The 20,088-nt window shown below is 70.7% G+C and carries 20 protein-coding genes and 1 pseudogene; 11 read left to right on the top strand and 10 right to left on the bottom strand.

Going from position 1 to position 20,088, the window contains the following annotated elements; translation table 11 throughout:
• Nucleotides 1–12: 12 nt before the first annotated feature.
• The 3 genes from ACK1X7_RS42210 to ACK1X7_RS42200 all read right to left on the bottom strand — a co-directional run bounded on the left by ACK1X7_RS42210 (nt 13) and on the right by ACK1X7_RS42200 (nt 2,935).
• The gene (locus ACK1X7_RS42210; RefSeq protein ID WP_385141188.1) at nt 13–1,791 is read right to left on the bottom strand and encodes an HEXXH motif domain-containing protein; all 1,779 of its coding nucleotides are present in this window, start codon (nt 1,789–1,791) and stop codon (nt 13–15) included.
• 38 nt (nt 1,792–1,829) lie between these two features.
• Nucleotides 1,830–2,021 carry a hypothetical protein gene (locus ACK1X7_RS42205; protein WP_385141185.1) on the bottom strand — a complete coding sequence of 64 codons (192 nt, stop codon included), beginning with the start codon at nt 2,019–2,021 and terminating at the stop codon, nt 1,830–1,832.
• Between the two features lie 164 nt (nt 2,022–2,185).
• Nucleotides 2,186–2,935: a DUF4232 domain-containing protein gene (locus ACK1X7_RS42200; protein WP_413116507.1), complete on the bottom strand. Its 750-nt coding sequence runs from the start codon at nt 2,933–2,935 to the stop codon at nt 2,186–2,188.
• Nucleotides 2,936–3,201: 266 nt separating this feature from the next.
• Here ACK1X7_RS42200 and ACK1X7_RS42195 point away from each other — a divergent pair, with 266 nt between their 5' ends.
• Nucleotides 3,202–3,621: a LysM peptidoglycan-binding domain-containing protein gene (locus ACK1X7_RS42195; RefSeq protein WP_385141180.1), complete on the top strand. Its 420-nt coding sequence runs from the start codon at nt 3,202–3,204 to the stop codon at nt 3,619–3,621.
• A gap of 142 nt (nt 3,622–3,763) precedes the next feature.
• Here the strand turns inward: ACK1X7_RS42195 and ACK1X7_RS42190 are convergent, their stop codons facing one another.
• Together ACK1X7_RS42190 and ACK1X7_RS42185 are read right to left on the bottom strand one after the other, a co-directional pair.
• Nucleotides 3,764–4,054, bottom strand: coding sequence for a DUF1876 domain-containing protein (locus ACK1X7_RS42190; RefSeq protein WP_371834390.1), 291 nt, complete (start codon nt 4,052–4,054; stop codon nt 3,764–3,766).
• Nucleotides 4,055–4,065: 11 nt separating this feature from the next.
• Nucleotides 4,066–4,713, bottom strand: a pseudogene (locus tag ACK1X7_RS42185) (phosphoribosyltransferase); the annotation flags it as partial.
• Between the two features lie 144 nt (nt 4,714–4,857).
• Between ACK1X7_RS42185 and ACK1X7_RS42180 the strand changes: the two are divergent.
• Nucleotides 4,858–5,097, top strand: coding sequence for a hypothetical protein (locus ACK1X7_RS42180; protein ID WP_059146070.1), 240 nt, complete (start codon nt 4,858–4,860; stop codon nt 5,095–5,097).
• Nucleotides 5,094–5,852, top strand: coding sequence for a DUF72 domain-containing protein (locus ACK1X7_RS42175; protein WP_385141177.1), 759 nt, complete (start codon nt 5,094–5,096; stop codon nt 5,850–5,852). Before ACK1X7_RS42180 ends, ACK1X7_RS42175 begins: the two co-directional genes overlap by 4 nt.
• Before the next feature lie 51 nt (nt 5,853–5,903).
• Here ACK1X7_RS42175 and ACK1X7_RS42170 read toward each other — a convergent pair whose 3' ends face one another.
• Genes ACK1X7_RS42170 through ACK1X7_RS42155 form a run of 4 tightly spaced genes read right to left on the bottom strand, consistent with a single transcriptional unit; the run spans nt 5,904 to nt 10,219 of the window.
• Nucleotides 5,904–6,728, bottom strand: a complete 825-nt coding sequence (locus ACK1X7_RS42170; RefSeq protein WP_385141174.1) for a carbohydrate ABC transporter permease — start codon at nt 6,726–6,728, stop codon at nt 5,904–5,906.
• Nucleotides 6,725–7,633, bottom strand: coding sequence for a carbohydrate ABC transporter permease (locus ACK1X7_RS42165; RefSeq protein WP_216343179.1), 909 nt, complete (start codon nt 7,631–7,633; stop codon nt 6,725–6,727). The genes ACK1X7_RS42170 and ACK1X7_RS42165 overlap by 4 nt, the downstream gene beginning before the upstream one ends.
• On the bottom strand, nt 7,630–9,060 hold the full coding sequence (locus tag ACK1X7_RS42160; protein ID WP_398159055.1) for an extracellular solute-binding protein: 1,431 nt from the start codon (nt 9,058–9,060) through the stop codon (nt 7,630–7,632). Before ACK1X7_RS42160 ends, ACK1X7_RS42165 begins: the two co-directional genes overlap by 4 nt.
• Before the next feature lie 31 nt (nt 9,061–9,091).
• Nucleotides 9,092–10,219: a carbohydrate kinase family protein gene (locus ACK1X7_RS42155; protein WP_385141169.1), complete on the bottom strand. Its 1,128-nt coding sequence runs from the start codon at nt 10,217–10,219 to the stop codon at nt 9,092–9,094.
• A gap of 142 nt (nt 10,220–10,361) precedes the next feature.
• Between ACK1X7_RS42155 and ACK1X7_RS42150 the strand changes: the two genes are divergently transcribed.
• From ACK1X7_RS42150 to ACK1X7_RS42115, 8 genes are all read left to right on the top strand, one after another.
• Nucleotides 10,362–11,123, top strand: a complete 762-nt coding sequence (locus ACK1X7_RS42150) for a DeoR/GlpR family DNA-binding transcription regulator (RefSeq protein WP_208518750.1) — start codon at nt 10,362–10,364, stop codon at nt 11,121–11,123.
• On the top strand, nt 11,120–12,472 hold the full coding sequence (locus ACK1X7_RS42145) for a 6-phospho-beta-glucosidase (RefSeq protein WP_385141165.1): 1,353 nt from the start codon (nt 11,120–11,122) through the stop codon (nt 12,470–12,472). Before ACK1X7_RS42150 ends, ACK1X7_RS42145 begins: the two co-directional genes overlap by 4 nt.
• 277 nt (nt 12,473–12,749) lie before the next feature.
• Nucleotides 12,750–13,511: a DeoR/GlpR family DNA-binding transcription regulator gene (locus tag ACK1X7_RS42140; protein WP_020866433.1), complete on the top strand. Its 762-nt coding sequence runs from the start codon at nt 12,750–12,752 to the stop codon at nt 13,509–13,511.
• A 53-nt stretch (nt 13,512–13,564) separates the two neighbouring features.
• Nucleotides 13,565–14,914 (top strand): ABC transporter substrate-binding protein, encoded by a 1,350-nt coding sequence (locus ACK1X7_RS42135; protein ID WP_385141159.1) that lies wholly within the window; start codon nt 13,565–13,567, stop codon nt 14,912–14,914.
• A complete protein-coding gene (locus ACK1X7_RS42130) occupies nt 14,911–15,876 on the top strand; it encodes a carbohydrate ABC transporter permease (RefSeq protein ID WP_385141156.1) in 966 nt (321 codons plus the stop codon). Before ACK1X7_RS42135 ends, ACK1X7_RS42130 begins: the two co-directional genes overlap by 4 nt.
• Nucleotides 15,873–16,751, top strand: a complete 879-nt coding sequence (locus ACK1X7_RS42125; protein WP_216343187.1) for a carbohydrate ABC transporter permease — start codon at nt 15,873–15,875, stop codon at nt 16,749–16,751. The genes ACK1X7_RS42130 and ACK1X7_RS42125 overlap by 4 nt, the downstream gene beginning before the upstream one ends.
• The gene (locus ACK1X7_RS42120; protein ID WP_059146081.1) at nt 16,748–17,737 is read left to right on the top strand and encodes a zinc-dependent alcohol dehydrogenase family protein; all 990 of its coding nucleotides are present in this window, start codon (nt 16,748–16,750) and stop codon (nt 17,735–17,737) included. Before ACK1X7_RS42125 ends, ACK1X7_RS42120 begins: the two co-directional genes overlap by 4 nt.
• Nucleotides 17,738–17,814: 77 nt before the next feature.
• Nucleotides 17,815–19,185: an NAD(P)/FAD-dependent oxidoreductase gene (locus ACK1X7_RS42115; RefSeq protein ID WP_385141153.1), complete on the top strand. Its 1,371-nt coding sequence runs from the start codon at nt 17,815–17,817 to the stop codon at nt 19,183–19,185.
• 87 nt (nt 19,186–19,272) lie between these two features.
• Here ACK1X7_RS42115 and ACK1X7_RS42110 read toward each other — a convergent pair whose 3' ends face one another.
• The gene (locus ACK1X7_RS42110; RefSeq protein ID WP_385141150.1) at nt 19,273–20,040 is read right to left on the bottom strand and encodes an HpcH/HpaI aldolase family protein; all 768 of its coding nucleotides are present in this window, start codon (nt 20,038–20,040) and stop codon (nt 19,273–19,275) included.
• Nucleotides 20,041–20,088 lie beyond the last annotated feature (48 nt).

Here is a 20,088-nt window from a genome sequence, read left to right as displayed (position 1 = left end):
GCCGCGCTCCGCTCACCCGGGTGTACGCGTCCCGATCCACCGCGCAAGAGCCACCGGATCGGGACTCGCCTCCGGCGCGGTGCGCAGTTCCCGGTGGACGGCCAGGGCCAGTTCGGGGTGGTTCAGCAGCGTCGTCCTGGCCGCGCCGTCCGGCAGGCTGAGCGCGAGCCCCGCCCATGCCGCGATGTCGTCCGGGTCCGCTCGCAGGCGGGCCCGGTAGCCGCGCAGCGCGGCCACTGGGTCCCCCGCGGCCCAGTCGAGGTCGGCCTGGTCGGGGGCGTCACCACCCCCGGGCAGCCCCTCTCCCCGGTCCTCGCACAGCCGGGCGAACCCCGCCGGATCCCCGAGCCGGAGCCGGGCGAGCGCGGGGCGCGCCGGTGCCTCGGGGCGGGTCGGCCGGACGGAGGTCCCGGGCGGCTCTTCGGGAGGATCGGTCCGTTCCCGCCAGGCCCGTGCCCACCGGGCGGTCGGCTCCGGGTCCGCCGACAGGTGGCGCATGCGGTGGACGAGCCGGTGGTCGTCGATCAGATCGGACGCCAGGCGCTTCGGCAGGGAGGGCACCCGCTGCGCCAGCCACAGCCTCAGGCGTTCTCCCAGCCGGTTGAGGAACTCCGCGCCCCGGGGCGTCAGTTCGGCGTGAGCGAGGAGCGTGCGCAAACCCGAGGCGGTCTGTGCCCGCCGCAGCGCGAACTCGAACGCGGCGCTGTCCCGAGCCGGTCCGGGCTCGGCGCGCCGCACCCGGTCCCACCAGAATCCGGTCACGCCCATGAACGCGTACACCCCCTGGAGGAGTCCGCGCAGCGGTCGGGGGTCCAGCCGCCAGGGCGCGTAGTGGATCTCCTCCAGGCCCCCTTCGATCAGGGGCACCAAGTCCATCAGGGCGCTGAGTTTGATGTGCTGGGCCTCGTGCACCAGCGCGGCGGCGAAGGTCAGCGGGTCCATGGCCCCGTTGAGCAGCACACAGCCGTACGCCTCCGGCGATGAGGCGCTGAACGGTTCGGGCCAGGCGGCATACGGCACCGGCACGACGGAGGCCAGACAGGCGCCGATTCCCCGCGGGTCCACCTGGCGCTGCTCCGAGACCAGCCGCCACGCATTGTCGAATCGCTCCTGCCAGCCCTGCCACTCTTCGTCCTCGAGCCGTTCCGGCTCTCGGATTCGGAGAAAGTCGCGATAGGGGTCGAGGTCATCGACAAGGGGGGCGCAGACAATCCCCCCGTGCTCTCCGCGCAGCCGCCGAAGACCGTGCCAACCTGGAGCGTCCTCGGAGAAGTCGGCGGGCAGCGCCACCGAATTGGAGCCGGATAACACCGCCGCCTTCCGGTCGTTCATGACGACCTCGGCGACATCGGTGGTGTCCGGAATGCGGGCGAGTCCCAGGGCGGGCAACATCACCGCGCCCTCGCGTGCCGGAACGGCGCCGCGAAAGTCGATTCCGGCGAGAAGAGCGGCCGAGGCCGCTATGGCATGCAGATGTCCCACCGCGCTCCACAGCGGCCCGTCCCCCGATTCCATACCGCGCAGCCTGCGCAGACAGCGGTTGAGCCAAACGCCCGTGGGAGGGTGCAGCAGCAGCCTGTCCACGGCTGCCGGGGAGCGGTTCTCGGCCCGGATCAGCAGGTGCCAGGCGTCCCGGGGCGGGGGAAGGGAGCCGGGCAGGGCGGGGTGCGCGGAGGCGATGTCCACCAGGGCTCGCAGCAGCAGCATGGCCCGGCTGCGCTGCCCCGACCTCAGTTCGGCCACGGTGGAGGGGCCACCCGAACCCCGCGCCAACTCGGCGAAACACCTCACCGACAAACGATGATTAAGACCCTGCATGGCGGAGGACGTCATAGCCGACTAACTGATGGCCCACAGCCTTCCGACGTCGACGAGTTGCCGCTGACCGTCGGCGGGTACTGGACGATGTCGAGCAGCCGCTCCGTCACCGCGGAAAGCCCTTTGTGCCGCTCGAGGTCTTCGAGTGTCGCCCCCGATAGGTCCAGCAGCTCTGTCTCGACCTCGGTCGCGACCCGCTCCATGACACGGTCCCCCCTCCGGACGCTCCCCAACGGCTCATACGAGGCATCCCTATGGTGTCCTACCCCTTTTGATTGCGAAAGAGTGAACACGGCCAGTCGGAGCCTGCCTTGTCAAGATTTTCGGTCACTTACACATGCCTGGGAGCCCCCCTGATATGCCGGTGTCATCCACTCGTTCCGGATTGCATCGCCTCGACCTCGAACACGCCTCCGCACGCCCGGAACGACCGCGCCGAGATCTTCATCGCGTCGAAGGAATCCGGCGGATAGACACGAATCCGCGCGGCGGCCCGCCGGCACGGGGTGTCGGTCATGCCCTCGTTCAGTGTGTGCAGGGCGGCCGAGGCGCTGCCGCCGGGCGGCAGGGTGATCGGGGCGTGCGTGGGGCCGCGTCGGGTGGCGGGGGCGCCGATCGCCGTGTCGGTGGAATCGAGCAGCGAGACACCGGGATATCCGGTGAGAGTGCAGGTCGTGGCGCCCTTGTTGGTGAACACCAGGGGCAGATACACATTGCCGGCGCCCACATCCACCCGGCCGGCCGCCAGCGTCAACTGCGTCTTGGAGCAGACGCGGCGCGCTCCGGAGGCGGCGGCGGGCTGTGAGGAGGGCGCGTGCGAGGGGGCGGGGTGCGCCGAGGGCGGAGGGGACTGCACGGTGTGCGAGGCGGGCCGCTCGTTCCGTGAGCCTTCGGATGTGTCGGCGGAGTCGGCCGACGGGGACGAGGGTGGTGCGGCCGAGGAGGCGGAGGTGACGGACGAGGCGCGCTGTGCGGAGTCCCCGTCCCCGGTGTCGCTGCCGCAGGCGGTGACCGTGGCCAGCGCGCCGACGAGCAGCGCGCATAAGACCGGTGGCCGGAGCGAGCGGGACCGCGATGTCGTCGTACGCCGAGCAGTCGAGCCATTGCGTTGACTCATGAGCGACCTCCCGAGGTCAGCCATCTGCCGGGGACCGGCCGCGAGGTCGGGTGCCCCGATGTCTGCCGTGCGTCCCCCTTCGGTCTCCCTTCCCCGCCTGAAGGCTCTTATGTCCGGGCACATTGAGCGCATCAGCGCGCCAATTCCTCACATGGGATTCTCTACCGCAAACATCAGAACGCCTTGTCCCAGCCAGAACCGTGGGATTACTGTTCGGCAGCCATCGCACTTGCCAACTGCCGTACCAGGACAGGAAGAAGGACTCCATGGCCGCTCGAGGACGTCATCGCCGGCCCCGCCCCCACCGTGTCTCCCGCGCCTCGCTCGCGATCACCGCGGGCGGCGCCGGTGTCGCCCTGCCGCTCATCGGCATCGGCCAGGCGAACGCCGCCTCGGCCACCACATCCACCTCGCCCGCCCCGGCCGTCACCACCGTCAAGACCGTCACGGCCGAGAAGGCGCAGCCGCTCCTCATCGTCCCGAAGGCCGTGCCCGAGCCCCCGGCCAAGGCGCACCCTCAGCCCGCCTCGTACACGGTCGTCCGCGGTGACACCCTCTCCGCGATCGCGGACACGGAGAACGTGGCGGGCGGCTGGGAGCGGCTCTACGAGATCAACCGCCAGGTGATCGGCGCCGACCCGGATGTGATCCGCCCCGGCCAGCGGCTCACCCTCGGGCGCCACTGAACAGGGGGCGTCAGTGAACCGGCGAGCGCCACTGAACCGGCGGGCGCCTGTATGCGGAAACGCGCGCAGACGCGCATGAGCCTCCGCCCGCGGTGGACCACCGCGGCGGACGCCCTCCGCCTCAACGGGCCTCAGCCCCGCCTCAGATCAACAAATGTGCCTTGGAGTGGGTGACTTCCTCGATGTCGCCACCTGCCTTGCCGATCAGCCGGTGCGCCAGATTGGTCAGTGCCCGCGCCGCCGCGATCTCCTCGCCGACCCTCGGCTGTGACGGGTCCTCGGGGTTGCGGTTGGCACGGCCCTGAGCCAGCATCTCGGTGCCGTCGTGCATCCTCAGCCGGACGACCGCTTCGGTCAGCGGGCCGATCTCACGGAATTCCATCTGAATGTCGCATCCCACGATCGTCTCCATCGCGATCACCTCCTGCGTCACCTTCCAGGATGCGCCTCACCCGTCTCTCCAGTCGACCGGGACAGCAACTCCACCACCTCGTCGTCCGCGGTCTGGGAGAAGTCCTCGTACCACTCCCCCACCGCCGCGAAGTCCGAGGGGGTGGAGAGGGCCACCACCTCGTCCGCGTCCTCGCGCAGCGTGGTGACCGCGTCCGGCGGCGCCACCGGCACGGCGAGGACCACCCGGGCGGCTCCCTGAGCCCGTGCGACCCGGCAGGCGGCCTGGGCCGTGGCGCCGGTCGCGATGCCGTCGTCCACGACGATCACGGTCCGGCCCTCGACCGGGACCCGTGAGCGGCCCTGGCGGAACCGGTGCGCCTTGCGGGCCAGCTCCTCCCGCTCGGTCCGCTCCACCTCGGCGAGGTCCTCCTGGTCGGCCCGGCTCATCCGGACGATCGCCTCATGGACGACCCGTACGTCGCCCTCGCCGATGGCGCCGAACCCCAGCTCCCGGTGGAAGGGGACGCCGAGCTTACGGACGATGATCACGTCCAGGGGCGCATGGAGCGTCCGGGCCACCTCGAAGGCCACCGGCACCCCGCCCCGCGGCAGCCCGAGCACGACCGGTTCGGCGTCGCCCAGGGGGCGCAGCGCCTCGCCGAGGCGCTGCCCGGCGTCCACCCGGTCGGTGAAGATCATGGACTCACCCCCGCTGCTCAGGACTCTTCCGCGAAGCGATCCGACGGTTACGAATCAAGCCGACGATTCGCCCGTCCGCAAACCGGCGGCCCCCGGCCGACGGCCAGGGCTCGCGAATGCCGCGGACTCCGGCACCCTGGAGGTATGGAGAACGCCACAGGCCCGGGCGAGTCCGGATACCCCGTCTTCGTCGAGTCATTCGACGCCGACAGCCGCTACCGGCGGGTGCGGCTGCGCGGCCTGGGCTGCGAACCACTCGAACCGGAGGAGTTCGAGCCGCGCGTCCGGCAGGTCTTCCCCGATATCGACCTCGACGACCCGGCCCAGGTCCACTGGGAGGACCGGCCCGGGCAGTGGCCGCCCTGGCATCCGGGCGAGGCATGACCGTCCTGGTCGGCACCTCGGGATGGCAGTACCGGGACTGGCGCGGCGAGCTCTACCCGGAGGGCTGTCCGCAGCGGTTGTGGCTCGAGGAGTACACCTATGCCTTCGACACGGTGGAGAGCAACAACGCCTTCTACCGGCTGCCCTCGTACGACCAGTTCGCCACCTGGCGGGAGCGCCTTCCCGAGGGCTTTGTGATGGCGCTCAAGGCGAGCCGGTACCTGACCCATATCAAGCGGCTGCGCGAGCCGGAGGAGCCGGTGGCGCGGCTGATGTCGCACGCGGCCGGGCTCGGCGACCGGCTGGGGCCGGTGCTGCTCCAGTTGCCGCCCACGCTGCGGGCCGACGGCGAGCTGCTGGACCGCTGTCTGCGCTGCTTCCCCGCCGGGACGCGGGTGGCCGTCGAACCGCGGCACACCTCCTGGTGGACCGAGGAGATCCGCGCGGTGCTGGAGCGCCGCGCGGCCGCGCTGTGCTGGGCCGACTCCGGCTCCCGCCCGGTCACCCCGCTGTGGCGGACCACCGGGTGGGGGTATGTGCGCTTCCACGGCGGCCTCGCCCGGCCGGCCCCGCACTACGGGCGCCGGGCGCTGGACACCTGGGCGCGGCGGATCCGGGACACCTGGCCGGCCGGGGCGCGGGTCTACGCGTACTTCAACAACGACACGGGCGGGGCGGCCGTGCACGACGCGGCCGTCTTCGCCCGCGCCGTGTCCCGCGCCGGGCGCCCGGTCAGCGCCGCCCCCGCGCGGTAGCGACCGCCCGGTCGGCGGCACCCCACTCCGTAGGCCCGCTGCCCGCCGGGTTCATTCCTTCACCGCCCCGCCCAGCATGCCCTCGATGAACCGGCGCTGAAGCGCCACATAGACCACGACCACCGGCAGGGCGATGAGCACCGAGGCCGCCGCGAGGAGCGACGCGTCGGAGCTGTGCCGGCCCTGGAAGAAGGCGAGGCCGAGGGGGACCGTGCGATGGGCCTCGTCGCTCACCATCACCAGGGCCATCAGGAACTCGTTCCAGGTCCACATGAAGGTGATCACGACCATGGTGGAGATCGCCGGGCGGCCCATCGGGACCAGGACGCGCCACAGCGTGGTCCAGGTGTTCGCCCCGTCGATCCGGGCCGCCTCGATCACCGACCGTGCGCTGCCGCGGAAGTATGTGCGCATCCAGAAGACCCCGAAGGCCAGCGACTGCGCGGTCTGCGGCAGGATCAACGCCCAGTAGCTGTCGGTGAGTTCGGCGTAGCGCAGATCGAAGTAGAGCGGGACGACCAGTGCCTCCTGGGGCAGGGTCAGCCCGATCACGAAGAGGTGGAAGAGCACCGTGGAGCCGGGGAAGCGCATCACCCCGAAGGCGTACGCGGCGAGGACGGCCAGCACGGTGGTGGCGGCCACCACGACCGCGGTGACCAGGACCGAGTTCCCCAGATAGGTGCCGAAGTGGCCACGGCTCCAGGCGTCGGCGAAGTTGCTCCAGTGCAGTCCGCCCTTGGGCAGCGAGAAGCCGGTGTCCAGGGAGTTCTGCGAGCCGAAGGCCGTGGAGAGGATGCCGATCACGGGGGTGAGCGCGATGACGGTGAAAAGGGTGAGGATGCCGTAGGTGACGGTGCGTTCCAGGCGTGTCGTCATGACCGCCGCCCTTCCACGAGCCGGGAGACCGTGACGGTCAGGACGAAGATCAGAACGGTGAGGGCCACGCCGACGGCGGCGGCCGAGCCGACCTGGTTGGTCTCGAAAGCCCGGTGGTAGACCTCGTAGGCGGGTACGGAGGTGGCGTTTCCGGGGCCGCCGCTGGTGGTGATGTAGATCAGGTCGAAGTTGCGCAGCCCCGCCACGATGGTCAGGGTCAGCGCCACCGCGATCTGCGGCCGCAGACCGGGCAGGGTGACGGTGAGGAATTCGCGCAGCGGACCGGCGCCGTCCATCCGTGCCGCCTCGTACAGCTCACGCGGGATGCGCTGGGCCCCGGCGAGGAAGAGGACCATGCACAGCCCGGTGCCGACCCAGGTGCCGACGATGCCGACGGCGGGCAGCGCCCAGGTGTAGTCGCCGAGCCAGGGGCGGGCGAGGCCGCCGAGGCCGACCGCGCGGAGGGCGTCGTTGAGCAGCCCGTCGGGGGCGAGGATCGAGCGCCAGGCCACGCCGACCACGATCAGCGCCAGGACCTGTGGCAGGAACAGCACCGTACGGAAGAAGGTCATCCCCCGGATCCGGACCCGGGACATCAGGGCGGCCAGCAGCAGCCCGATGGCCACCGGCAGGGCCGCGTAGAAGACGAGCAGCAGCAGCGCGTGGAGGAAGGGGGCGCGCAGGCTCGCATCGCTGAACAGGGCGCGGTAGTTGTCGAATCCGGCGGGGGTGGCGACCGTCAGCCCGTCCCAGTGGACGAACGACAGCCACACCGACTGCCCGAAGGGGTAGAGCAGGAAGGCGGCGTACACGATCAGCGCGGGCAGGATGTACACATAGCCGATGGCGCGCGGCTCTCCGGGCGCCCGGCGGCGGTAGGCCCTGGTCACGGCGGTGGCCTTCATCGGGTCCCCGCCGGTGCGGGGGTGGCCTTGTGCTGCTCGCGCTGCTTCTTCATGAACGCGCCGTAGTCCTTCTCCAGGGTCGCCGCGAAGGCGTCCGGGGAGGTCTTGCGGCTGATCACGCCCTGGAGGGCGGCCGAGAGCGTGTCGTAGAAGCTGGGGGTGGAGTAGTCCAGGTACGGGACGAGTCCGTCGGCGGCGCTCAGCCGCTTCCAGCCGGCGACCATCTGGCCGTCGGCGCTGTCCGGGCTCACCCGCGACGCGGCCTTGCCCGGTACGGCGGGCAGCACTCCGTGCCGGGTCATGACGTCGGCGGCGTGCGCGTCGGTGAGGAAGTCCAGATAGGCGGCGGCCACCTCCGGGTGGCGGGAGCGCGAGGTGATGGACCAGGCGAGCCCCTGGCCGCCGGTGGTGACGGGGTCGCCGCCTGCCTTGGCGGGCGGGGGCGGCATGATGCCCAGCTTGCCGCCCATGGACTTCTTGAGGTCGGCCAGTTGCCAGGTGCCGGTCAGCAGATACGCGCCGTCGCCGGAGGCGAACTTCTTGGCCGCGTCGTCATAGCCGAGGCCGTTGGCGCCGCCCGGCAGATAGCCGCGCTTCATCCAGTCGGCGAGGGTGGCCGCGGCGTCCTTGGTGGCGGCGTTGTCGAAGCCGTCGCCGCGGCCGAGGACGGTGTCGCGGGCGTCGGCGGCGCCGAGCTGGTCGTGCAGCACCCCGAAGGTGTGGATGGCCGGGTACTTGTCGAGGTTGCCGAACTGGACCGGCAGCTCGCCGCGGTCCTTGAGCCGGGCCAGGCCGTCGGTGAACTCGCCCCAGGTGCGCGGGGGTTGGAGCCCGGCCTTCTTCAGCAGCTCCTTGTTGTAGTAGAGGCCGATGTACTCGCCGGTCTGGGAGATGCCGTACAGCCGCCCCCTGCCGAAGTCGTTGCCGTCGGCGGAGACCCGGTTGAGGCCCAGCAGGGTGCCGGGGTAGCGGGTGTTCCAGTCGTAGATCCCGGCATAGTTGTCGAGCGGGGCGAGCAGCCCGGCCCGGACGAAGGCCACCATGTCCGGGTAGCCCTGGTTGGCCTGGATGACATCGGGCGGATTGTTGCCGGAGACGGCCAGCTTCAGGGTGGTCTTCAGATCGGTGAAGCTCCGGGCGACCCGCTTGATCCGCACATTGGGGTACTTCTTCTCGAACTCCCGGTTCAGTTGCTGTATCTCGCCGTTGGTCCCGCCGCGTATCTCCTGGTCCCACACGGTCAGCGTGGTCTTTCCGGCCCTGGCCGGATCGGGTATCGCGGTGGCCGCGCCGGTCCCGGCACCGGCGGCCCCCGAGCCGTCGGTGCCGGGGACACACCCCGCGGCGAGCAGGACGACGCCGACGGCGAGCGCGGCCGGGACGGCTCTGCAACGCGGCCGGCGCGCCCGGGTACGGGCGAGTTCCATGGGGTTCTCCTCGATGCGGTGGTCAGGAGCGTCAGGACCGTTGGGCACTGTCATGCACCCGGAAGCCGATGGTGGGCAGGGCCCGCAGCCGTGGGCAGTCGCGCACCCGGTCCGGGATCAGCTCGCCCAGGAAGGCGTAGCGGCGGGCGAGTTCGGCCGCCTCCGTCCCGCCGTCGGCGGGCCGCCCGGCGCGGTTCCACCAGGCGGCCACCTCCGGCCAGCCGGGCGCGGCCAGGGAGCCGCCGAAGTGCTGGACGGAGAGGGCGGCGGTGAGGTTGGCGAAGGCGAGCCGGTCGGCGAGCGGCCAGCCCGCGAGCGTTCCGGTCATGAATCCGGCCACGAAGACATCGCCCGCCCCGGTCGGGTCCAGGGCGTCCACGGGCAGCCCGGGCACCTCGGCGCTCTCCCCGGTGAGCGAGTCGATGGCCACGGCGCCCTCGGCGCCCCGGGTGACGACCGCGATCGGCACCAGCTCGGCCAGGGCGCGCACCGCCCGCTCGGGGCTGTCGGTGCGGGTGTAGCGCTGGGCCTCGGCCGCGTTGGGCAGGAAGGCGTGGGCATAGGGCAGATCGGGGAGCGCGGCGGGGTCCCAGCGGCCGGATTCGTCCCAGCCGACATCGGCGAAGATCTTGCTGCCCTGGGCGTGCGCCCGGCCCACCCAGTCCTCCTGGCGGCCCGGTTCGAAGGCGGTCACACAGGCGCGGGAGCGGGGCGGCGCGCCCTGGGCGGCGGGCGGCGGGGCCGGGTGCTCATGGGTGACCATGGTGCGCTCGCCCTCGTACGCCATGGAGACGGTGACCGGGGAGTGCCAGCCGGGGACGCGCCGGGAGTGGGTGAGGTCCACGCCCTCGCCGAGGGCGAGGCTCTCCCAGCAGTAGTCGCCGTAGACATCGGTGCCGAAGGCGGCGGCGAGCGTGGTGTGCAGTCCCAGCCGGGCCAGGGCGGTGGCCATGTTGGCGATGCCGCCGGGGCTCGATCCCATGCCGCGCGCCCAGGACTCGGTGCCGCGGACGGGGGCGTGGTCGAGCCCGGTGAAGATGATGTCCAGGAACACGGTGCCGGTGAGGTAGACGTCGTGCTCGGGGTCCGTGGCGGCGCGCAGCGCCGCGAGCGGGTCGATCGGCTGGATCGGATCGGGTGTTGCGGCCGTGGTGCTCACCGACGTGCCTTTCCTTGTGCGGCATGGCCTGTTCGCGCCCAGGGTCCTTCTGGCGTGAGCGACACCTTGCACCTCGGATGGGGTGAATGCAAGAGGTCGATCACAGTCGCGCACACTCGCTCATCTGGAGTACGTTGCCACCATGCTGCGAGAGACCCGCCACGAGAAGCTGCTGAGCATCCTCGGCGAGGAGGGTGTGCTGCCCATCGGGGAGATCGCCACGCGTCTGGGCATCAGCGAGGCCACCGCCCGCCGGGACCTCACCGAGCTGGGCCGGGCCGGCCGGCTCACCCGGGTCTACGGCGGCGCGGTGGCGGCCCCCACCGAGGACGAGGAGCGCCCGTTCGGCGAGGTGGCGGTCGACGACCTGGCCGACAAGGAGGCCGTCGCCCGGGCCGCCGCGGAGCTGGTCGCGGACGGCGATGTGCTGCTGCTGGACATCGGCACCACCACCCTCCAGCTCGCCAAGCTGCTGCGCGGCCGTCCGGTCACCGTGGTGACCAGCAATCTCGCGGTCTACGACGAGCTGCGCGACGACCCGAAGGTGACCCTGATCCTGCTGGGCGGGCAGGTGCGCGCCAACTACCGCTCCCTGGTCGGCTTTCTCACCGAGTCCAACCTCCGCCAGTTGCGGGTGGGCCGGCTCTTCCTCGGCGCGAGCGGGGTCCTTCCCGACGGCAGCGTGCTGGACAGCACCCATGTGGAGGTGCCGGTCAAACGGGCCATGCTCGGCGCCACCCGGGAGGTGGTGCTGCTCGCCACCGCGGGGAAGTTCCCCGGTGACACCGGCCTGGCCCGGATCTGCGGACCGGAGCGGATCGACACCCTGATCACCAACAAGACATCCGACCCGGCGACGCTCGCCGTATTCCGCGAGGCCGATGTGGAGGTAGTGACCGTATGAGGCTGACTGTGCTGGGCGGCGGCGGGTTCCGTATGCCCCTGGTGTACCGGGCCCTGCTCGATGACACCGGGGACAAGGCCGGGCGCTGCACCGAGCTGGTGCTGTACGACACCGACCCGCGCCGGCTGGACGCGATCCGCGCGGTCCTGGCCGAACAGGCCGAGGGCCGCCCCACCGCCCCCGCGGTCCGGGCCACCACCGATCTGGACGAGGCGCTGCGCGGCGCCGACTTCGTGTTCTCGGCCATCCGCGTGGGCGGTCTGGAAGGCCGGGCCAACGATGAGCGGATTCCGCTCGGCGAGGGGGTGCTGGGGCAGGAGACCGTGGGGGCGGGCGGGGTGCTCTACGGGCTGCGCACCCTCCCGGTGGCGCTGCGGATCGCGGAGCGGATCGCCACCGTGGCCCCGGACGCGTGGGTCATCAACTTCACCAACCCCGCGGGCATGGTCACCGAGGCGATGCAGCGGGTGCTCGGCGACCGGGTGATCGGCATCTGCGACTCCCCGGTCGGCCTGTGCCGCCGCGCCGCGCGGGCGGTCGGGGCCGATCCGGACCGGGCCGGCTACGACTATGTGGGCCTCAACCATCTGGGCTGGCTGCGCCGGGTGGTGGTGGACGGCCGGGACCGGCTGCCGGAGCTGCTCGGCGACACCGCCGCCCTGGAGTCGTTCGAGGAGGGCAAGCTCTTCGGCGCCGAGTGGCTGCGGGCGCTCGGCGCGCTGCCGAACGAGTATCTGCACTACTACTACTTCAACCGGGAGGCGGTGGCCTCGATCCGCCAATCCCCGGCCACCCGTGGGGAGTTCCTCCGCGACCAGCAGGCCAGATTCTACGAGACGGCGGGCTCCGGCGCGCCCGGGGCGCTCGGGGTGTGGGAGCGCACCCGGCTGGAGCGCGAGGCCACGTATATGGCCGAGAGCCGCGAGGCCACCGGCGGCTGGGAGCGCGACTCCTGCGATCTGGACGGCGGCGGCTACGACCGGATCGCGCTCGCCATCATGCGGGCCATCGCCCGCGATGAGCGCGCCACGCTGATCCTCAACGTACGCAACCGTACGGCGGTGCCCGGTCTTGACGAGGACGCCGTGGTGGAGGTGCCCTGCCTGGTGGACGCGGGCGGGGCACGGCCGCTGGCGACCGGCGCGGTGGCGCCGGACCAGCTCGGCCTGATGCTGTCGCTCAAGGCCGTGGAGCGCTCGGCCATCGAGGCGGCCACGACCGAAGCGGGCAGCGATTCGGGCATCGCCCGCGGTGCGGCCCTGCGGGCGCTGGCGCTTCACCCCTTGGTGGACTCGGTCAAGGTCGCGGGCCGGATTCTGGATGCCTCAGGGGCGCTCGCCCGCTCTTAGCACATGTCCGTTCGGGCATTCCCCAGTATCTGGAGGCGCCCGGTCGGGCTCCGTTCACGCCCTCTTTCGGTAAACGGGCGAGAATCGGGCCCTCGGTAAGGACAATCAGGCATCCGGGTTCCTCACCGTCCGTTGCCTCATCCGTTCTGACCTGCTGAGATAACGGTTGTGAAACGGGCGCATACGGTCACGATCTCCGCAGTGCCAAGGCTGGCCACTCCTGTTGCACGCTTGTAAAACTGCCACGCAAGCCGAAAGAGAAGGCAGGAGGTGCGGCGTGGACGCCGAGGAACGCCGTCGGGAGATCCTCGACACGGCTCGCCGTGCCGGCGTCGTCGATGTGGGCAAACTCGCCGCCGACCTCGGGGTGTCCAAGGAGACGGTCCGCCGCGATCTGCGGGTTCTGGAACAGCATGGACTGGTGCGGCGTACCCATGGCGGCGCCTACCCCGTGGAGAGCGCCGGTTTCGAGACCACCCTGGCCTTCCGCACCACCATGCATGTGCCGGAGAAGTCGCGGATCGCGACCGCGGCAGCCGATCTGCTGGGCGACGCCGAGACGGTCTTCATCGACGAGGGATTCACCCCGCAACTGATCGCGGAGGCCCTGCCCAGGGACCGGCCGCTCACCGTGATCACCGCTTCCCTCACGACCGCCACCGGCCTCGCCACCCGTGACAACACCACCGTGCTGCTCCTCGGCGGCCGGGTGCGCGGGGGCACGATGGCCACCGTCGACCACTGGGCGACGCATATGCTCTCGGGCTTCGTCATCGACCTGGCGTTCATCGGCGCCAACGGCATATCCCGCCAGTACGGCCTGACCACTCCGGATCCGGCGGTCAGCGAGGTCAAGGCGCAGGTGGTGCGGGTGTCCCGGCGGAAGATCTTCTCCGGGGTGCACACCAAATTCGGAGCCGTCAGCTTCTGCCGGTTCGCCGATGTCTCGGACTTCGAAACGATTGTGACCGACACCGGTCTACCGCTGACCGAGGCACATCGCTATTCGCTGCTGGGCCCCCAGATCGTCAGGGTCTGACGCCCTCCCTCCGCTGTTCTCACTTTCCCCACGTCCCTTCGATTGGACCCGTTATGCCAGTCCTGACTCTTCGTGCTGCCCGGATACCGGTGGTGGCCCTGACCGCGGGCGCGCTCCTGACCGGTTGCGCCGGTATGGGGGGCGGCAGCTCAGGCGACAAGACCATCCGCGTTCTGATGGTGAACAACCCGCAGATGGCGGACTTGCAGAAGCTCACCAAGAAGTATTTCACCAAGGAAACGGGCATCACGGTCAATTTCACGATGATGCCCGAGAACGAGGTCCGCGACAAGATCAGCCAGGACTTCGCCAATCAGGCGCGCCAGTACGACGTGGCCACCATCAGCAATTTCGAGGTGCCCTTCTACGCGAAGAACGGCTGGCTGATGCCGCTGGACGGCTATGCCGCCAAGGACAAGGCATTCGACCAGAAGGACGTCCTCCCCTCGATGCGGCAGTCGCTGACCGCCGAGGACGGCAAGCTCTACGCCGAGCCCTTCTACGGCGAGTCGTCGTTCCTGATGTACCGCAAGGACGTCCTCGCCGAGAAGAATCTGAAGATGCCCGAGCGGCCCACCTGGCAGCAGGTCGCGGACATCGCGTCCAAGGTCGACGGCGCCCGCAAGGGGATGAACGGCATCTGCCTGCGCGGCCTGCCCGGCTGGGGTGAGCTGATGGCCCCGCTGACCACGGTGGTCAACACCTTCGGCGGCACCTGGTTCACCAAGGACTGGAAGGCGCGACTGGACTCGCCCGAGTTCACCAAGGCGACCAAGTTCTATGTCGACCTGGTGCGCAAGCACGGTGAGGCCGGTGCGGCCCAGTCGGGCTTCGCCGAGTGCCTGAACAACCTCACCCAGGGCAAGAGCGCCATGTGGTACGACGCCACCTCGGCCGCCGGGTCGCTGGAGGCCGCCAAGTCCCCGGTCAAGGGCAAGATCGGATATGTCCAGGCGCCGGTGGAGAAGACCGACAGCTCGGGCTGGCTCTACACCTGGGCCTGGGGCGTCCAGAAGGCGACGCGCCACCCCGACAACGCGTGGAAGTTCATCTCCTGGGCATCCAGCAAGAAGTACGAGGACCTGGTCGGCAAGAACTTCGGCTATGCCAACGTACCCGCGGGCAAGCGGTCGTCCACCTATGCCAATCCGGACTACCGCGACACCGCCGGCTCCTTCTCCGAGGAGACCCGCAAGGCGATCCTCAGCGCCAAGCCGCGTGATCCGGGAGTGCAGCCCCGGCCGACCATCGGCATCCAGTTCGTCGATATCCCCGAATTCGCCGATCTGGGCACCAAGGTCGCCCAGGAGATCAGCGCCGCCATCGCCGGAAAGCAATCCGTCGAATCGGCATTGAAGAAGTCGCAGAAGCTGGCCGAGAAGGTCGGCGAGGAGTACCGATGAGTAATCCGACGACGGCAGTATCCGTGAGCGGCAAGCGGCCACCGACCGCGACACCCGCCTCCGCACCGCGCCCGGTGGCGCGGCGGAACCGGGCCCGGGAGTGGGCCACCCGGGCGCCGCTGCTGCCCGCACTGATCTTTCTGATCGTGGTCACCCAGCTTCCGTTCGTGGCCACGCTGGTGATCTCGCTCTTCGACTGGAACTCGTTCCGGCCCGACCGACGCGCCTTCGCGGGGCTGGACAACTACAAGACGGTGCTCAGCGACGACGCGCTGCGCGAGTCCATCGTCACCACTGTGCTGCTGACCGCCTCCGTGGTGATCGTCAGCGTGGTGCTGGGGCTGCTGCTGGCACTGCTGCTGGACCGCAAGTTCCGTGGCCGGGGCCTGGTCCGCACCATGCTCATCGCACCGTTCCTGCTGGTGCCGGTGGCCTCGGCGCTGCTGTGGAAGCACGCGCTGTACAACCCCGAGTACGGCCTGTTCAACGGCGTGCTCAACTGGTTGGGCGGGCCCCAGCCGGAGTGGCTCACCGATACGCCGCTGATCGCGGTGGAGGCGTCGCTGATCTGGCAGTGGACGCCGTTCATGATGCTCATCCTGCTGGCCGGGCTACAGAGCCGCCCGCTGGACATGATCGAGGCGGCCCGGCTGGACGGGGCGGGCAACTGGCAGATCTTCCGCTTTCTGACGCTTCCGCATCTGCGCCGCTATCTGGAGCTCGGCACACTGCTGGGATCCATCTACATCGTGCAGAACTTCGACGCCGTCTTCACCATGACCCGCGGTGGCCTGGACACCGCCAACCTGCCGTACACCATTTACGAAACCTTCTACAACGCCCACGAGTACGGGCTGGCATCGGCCGCGGGGGTCGTGGTGGTGATCGGCACGATCATCATCGCCACCTTCGCGCTGCGCGTGGTGTCGTCCCTCTTCCGTGAGGAGGCGTCCCGCGCATGACCGCCGTGAGCACCCCGGTGCCCATCACATCGATTCCGGAAGCCACCCGCCGGGCCAAGCGGCGCGGCGCCGCGCTCGGCGTACTGGCCTGGTTCATCGGCATCGTCTTCGTCCTGCCGGTGCTGTGGATGCTGCTGACCTCGTTCCACTCCGAGGCCGACGCCGCCACCAACCCGCCGTCGCTGGCCGCTCCGCTGACCCTCGACGGGTACAAGGACTTCTTCGGCGTGGGCGGCGGGGCCAGCCCCTGGCCCGCGCTGCTCAACTCGGTGGGCACCTCCCTCTTCTCCACCTGCTTCGTGCTGGTGCTGGCGCTTCCGGCGGCGTTCGCGCTGTCGATCCGTCCGGTGCGCAAGTGGACGGATGTGATGTTCTTCTTCCTGTCCACCAAGATGCTGCCGGTGGTGGCCGGACTGCTGCCGGTGTTCCTGTTCGCCAGGGACATCAACTTCCTGGACAACGTCTGGCTGTTGGTGATCCTCTACACCTCGATGAACCTGCCGATCGCGGTGTGGATGATGCAGTCCTTCCTCGCCGACATCCCGGTGTCCATCATCGAGGCCGCCCAGATGGACGGGGCGCGGCTGCCCACCATCCTGTGGCGGGTCGTCGCCCCGATCGCGGGCCCGGGCATCGCCGCCACCTCGCTGATCTGCTTCATCTTCAGTTGGAACGAGATGCTCTTCGCCCAAGTGCTCACCGGTGTGGTCGCCCAGACCGCCCCGGCGTTCCTGACCACGTTCGTCACCAGCCAGGGGCTGTTCCTGGCCAAGGTGTGCGCGGCGTCGATGGTCATTTCTCTGCCGGTGCTCGCCGCCGGTTTCGCCGCCCAGGACAAGCTGGTCCAGGGCCTGTCGCTAGGAGCAGTCAAATGAGGGCCGCAGTCATCGAAGCCCCCGGCAAGGTCACCGTCGCCACCGTCGCGGACCCCACCCCGGGCCCCCGTGAGGTCGTGGTGGACGTGGCGGCCTGCGGGCTGTGCGGCACCGATCTGCACATTCTGCAAGGGGAGTTCGCGCCCACGCTGCCGATCGTGCCCGGGCATGAGTTCGCCGGTGTGGTCGTGGGCATCGGCAGCGGTGTCACCGAGCTGGAGGTGGGCGACCGGGTCGCGGTCGACCCCTCCCTGCACTGCCATGAGTGCCGTTACTGCCGGATCGGCCGGGGCAATCTGTGCGACAACTGGAACGCGATCGGAGTCAGCGTCGCCGGCGGGGCCGCCGAGTTCGCGGTGGCCCCGGTGGCCAACTGCGTCAAGCTGCCCGAGCATGTGGACGTGGCCGACGCGGCCCTGATCGAGCCGCTGTCCTGCGCGGTGCGCGGCTATGACGTGCTCAACGGCAACCTGGGCGCCGAGGTGCTCATCTACGGCTCCGGCACCATGGGGCTGATGATGCTCGAGCTGGCCAAGCGGACCGGCGCCGCCAGTGTGGACATGCTCGACGTCAACTCCGAGCGGCTGGCCACCGCCGGCACCCTCGGCTGCACCCGGTCCGCCGCCTCGGCGGACGAGCTGGAGCAGCCGCGCGGCTGGGACGTGGTCATCGACGCCACCGGCAACCAGGCGGCCATTCAGGACGGCCTGGGCCGGGTGGCCAAGGCCGGGACGTTCCTCCAGTTCGGTGTCTCCGACTACGCGACACGGGCCACCATCGAGCCGTACAAGATCTACAACCAGGAGATCACCATCACCGGCTCCATGGCCGTGCTGCACAGCTATGAGCGTGCCGCCGGGCTGTTCGCGACCGGGGTGCTGGACCCGAAGATCTTCATCAGCCACCGGCTGCCGCTGGAGGAGTACCCCCAGGCGCTCGACCAGTTCAAGGCGGGACAGGGCCGGAAGATCGTGGTCGTCCCGTAACCGTACGTGGTTGACGGTCCAGGCCCGGGGCACCAGGCTTGGGCCGTCAATGATCACGGTCGGCGGGAGGGCGGGCAATGGGCAAGGGCGACGCGGTGGTGGTGGGCGGAGGGCTCGCGGGCACACTGGCCGCGGGGGCGCTCCTCGGCCACGTCGACACGGTCACCCTGGTGGAGCGCGACCGCTACCCGGAGCAGCCCGCCTTCCGCAAGGGCGTGCCCCAGGGCCGCCATCTGCATGTCTTCCTCAGCGGCGGACGGCGCGCCCTGGAAGAGCTGTTCCCCGGGCTGAACGGTGAGCTGGAGGCGGCGGGCGCACACCGTCTGGAGGCGCCCCGCGATGTGGTCACCAAGGCCCCCAACGGCTGGCAGCGCCGCTTCCACGAGGGCAGGCACGCCACGACCAGTTGCACCCGGGCGCTGTTCGACGCCACCGTACGGGCGCGGGTGCTGGCCGAGGCCGAGGGGTCCGGGACCCGGGTGGAGGTGCTCCAGGGCACCGAGGCCATCGGCCTGCTCGGCGGCGCGGACCGGGTGACCGGCGTACGGGTGCGGGCGCGCGACGCCGGGCGCACCGGCCGGGAGCTGCCCGCCGATCTGGTCGTGGACGCCTCGGGGCGCGGTTCGCGCGCCCCCAAGTGGCTGGCGGAACTGGGCGCTCCGGCGCCGCGCGAGGAGATCGTCGACGCCGGGATCGGCTACTGCACCCAGATGTTCCGGCCCGCCGAACCGCTGGACATGGTGATGGTCATCCAGCCGCGCCCGGACTGTCCGCGCGGCGCCGCATGGTCCCCGGTCGAGGGCGGCAACTGGCTGCTGACGCTGTCGGGGGTGCGCGGTCAGCATCCGCCGACCGAGGGCTCGGAGGTGCTCGGCTTCGTCAAGTCCCTGAACGAGCCGACGCTGTACGAGCATCTGCGGAGCTGTGAGCCGGTGTCCCCGCCGTACGGGTTCCGCGACACCTCCAACCGCCGCCGCCACTACGACGCCCCGGGCGCGCTGCCCGAGGGGTTTCTCGCGGTCTCGGACGCCGCCTGCACCTTCAACCCGATCTACGGTCAGGGCATGGCGGTGGCCGCCCTCAGCGGGCTCGCCCTGCGCCGCTGCCTGGCCGAGTCAGGTCTGCGGCCCGGCTTCGCGGCCACGGCACAGCGCGCCGTGGCCCGGGCGAGCGACACCGCCTGGCTGACCGCCGTCGGCGCGGACCGCCCGTACGCCGCGGACGCGGGCACCACACCGCCCGGGGCGGCCGAGCGGCTGCGGAGCTGGTACTTCGGGCGGCTGGCGGACCGGGCGGGGATCGACCCGGTGGTCGGCGCGGCGTTCCGTGACGTCACCTATCTGGCGGCGGGCCCGTCCCGGCTGCTCTCCCCCGGAGTCGCCCTGCGAACGGTGCTGCTGCCGAGGGCCCGGGGCCTGGCGGACCCGCCGCTGCGCGTGGAGAGCTGACCCGGGCCCGGGGCTGCTACCGCTGGGGCGGAGCCCCCGGACCCCCGTCCCGTGGGCTCCGCATCCCCCGGGACCCGGGGGATGCGCTCAGGCGCTCGCGTCCCGCAAATGCGCGGCTGCCGCCTGCTCCAGGTGGACCAGGTCACTGCTGACGGTGGCGAAGGTGAAGCCCTGGGCCAGGCGCCTGGCGGCCGTCGCCCCGTCCGGGCAGTGGATTCCGGCGGCGATGCCCGCGGTCCGTGCCTCCTCGGCGACCTTCGCCAGCGCCGCCTCGAACTCCTCCGCCACCGAGGTGTCGGTCGAGGTCCGGCCGCCGAGCGCGATGGTGAGGTCGGAGGGGCCGATGTAGACGCCGTCGAGCCCGTCCGCGGCACAGATCTCCGCGGTGTTGGCCAGTGCCTGGGCTGTCTCGATCATCACGATGCAGGCGACCTGCTGATTGGACTCGGCCGGGGCGGGGCCCACCCGCAGACCCGAGCGCATCGGGCCGTACGAGCGCACCCCGAGCGGGGGGTAGCGGCAGGCGGCGACCGCGGCGGCCGCCTCCTCGGCGGTGTTGACCAGCGGGACGATGACCCCGCGGGCCCCGGCGTCCAGGGCCTGGCCGATCCAGAAGCCGTCGTTGGCCGGGACGCGCACCATACCGGCGGCGGTGCCGCGGGCGTCGATGGCGGTCATCGCGCCGAGGGTGCCCTTGTAGTCGAGGAGGCCATGCTGGGCGTCGACGCAGATGTAGTCGTAGCCGAGCCCGGCCAGCCGCTCGGTGCCCACGGGGTTGTCGAGGACGACCCAGTAGCCGATGATCCGCTGGCGGGCGCGCAGCCGGGCGGCGAAGTCGGCGGGGGAAGTGTTCATGCTGTCAGCTTCTCTCGTTCTCTCTCGTTGAGCTTTTCCGCAAGCGGC

The organism is Streptomyces sp. CY-1, from assembly GCF_047218265.1.
GTDB lineage: Bacteria > Actinomycetota > Actinomycetes > Streptomycetales > Streptomycetaceae > Streptomyces > Streptomyces niphimycinicus.
The sequence above is the reverse complement of the archived record's forward strand: the minus strand, read 5'-3'. Positions and strand labels throughout refer to the sequence as shown.

What these genes read in the sequence shown, in the direction of transcription:
- ACK1X7_RS42135 (WP_385141159.1), top strand. Translation starts at nt 13,565, where the DNA reads ATGCCAGTCCTGACTCTTCGTGCTGCCCGGATACCGGTGGTGGCCCTG.
- ACK1X7_RS42150 (WP_208518750.1), top strand. Translation starts at nt 10,362, where the DNA reads ATGCTGCGAGAGACCCGCCACGAGAAGCTGCTGAGCATCCTCGGCGAG.
- ACK1X7_RS42110 (WP_385141150.1), bottom strand. Translation starts at nt 20,040, where the DNA reads ATGAACACTTCCCCCGCCGACTTCGCCGCCCGGCTGCGCGCCCGCCAG.
- ACK1X7_RS42175 (WP_385141177.1), top strand. Translation starts at nt 5,094, where the DNA reads ATGACCGTCCTGGTCGGCACCTCGGGATGGCAGTACCGGGACTGGCGC.
- ACK1X7_RS42145 (WP_385141165.1), top strand. Translation starts at nt 11,120, where the DNA reads ATGAGGCTGACTGTGCTGGGCGGCGGCGGGTTCCGTATGCCCCTGGTG.
- ACK1X7_RS42195 (WP_385141180.1), top strand. Translation starts at nt 3,202, where the DNA reads ATGGCCGCTCGAGGACGTCATCGCCGGCCCCGCCCCCACCGTGTCTCC.
- ACK1X7_RS42205 (WP_385141185.1), bottom strand. Translation starts at nt 2,021, where the DNA reads ATGGAGCGGGTCGCGACCGAGGTCGAGACAGAGCTGCTGGACCTATCG.
- ACK1X7_RS42200 (WP_413116507.1), bottom strand. Translation starts at nt 2,935, where the DNA reads ATGAGTCAACGCAATGGCTCGACTGCTCGGCGTACGACGACATCGCGG.
- ACK1X7_RS42160 (WP_398159055.1), bottom strand. Translation starts at nt 9,060, where the DNA reads ATGGAACTCGCCCGTACCCGGGCGCGCCGGCCGCGTTGCAGAGCCGTC.
- ACK1X7_RS42165 (WP_216343179.1), bottom strand. Translation starts at nt 7,633, where the DNA reads ATGAAGGCCACCGCCGTGACCAGGGCCTACCGCCGCCGGGCGCCCGGA.
- ACK1X7_RS42170 (WP_385141174.1), bottom strand. Translation starts at nt 6,728, where the DNA reads ATGACGACACGCCTGGAACGCACCGTCACCTACGGCATCCTCACCCTT.
- ACK1X7_RS42125 (WP_216343187.1), top strand. Translation starts at nt 15,873, where the DNA reads ATGACCGCCGTGAGCACCCCGGTGCCCATCACATCGATTCCGGAAGCC.
- ACK1X7_RS42115 (WP_385141153.1), top strand. Translation starts at nt 17,815, where the DNA reads ATGGGCAAGGGCGACGCGGTGGTGGTGGGCGGAGGGCTCGCGGGCACA.
- ACK1X7_RS42120 (WP_059146081.1), top strand. Translation starts at nt 16,748, where the DNA reads ATGAGGGCCGCAGTCATCGAAGCCCCCGGCAAGGTCACCGTCGCCACC.
- ACK1X7_RS42180 (WP_059146070.1), top strand. Translation starts at nt 4,858, where the DNA reads ATGGAGAACGCCACAGGCCCGGGCGAGTCCGGATACCCCGTCTTCGTC.
- ACK1X7_RS42130 (WP_385141156.1), top strand. Translation starts at nt 14,911, where the DNA reads ATGAGTAATCCGACGACGGCAGTATCCGTGAGCGGCAAGCGGCCACCG.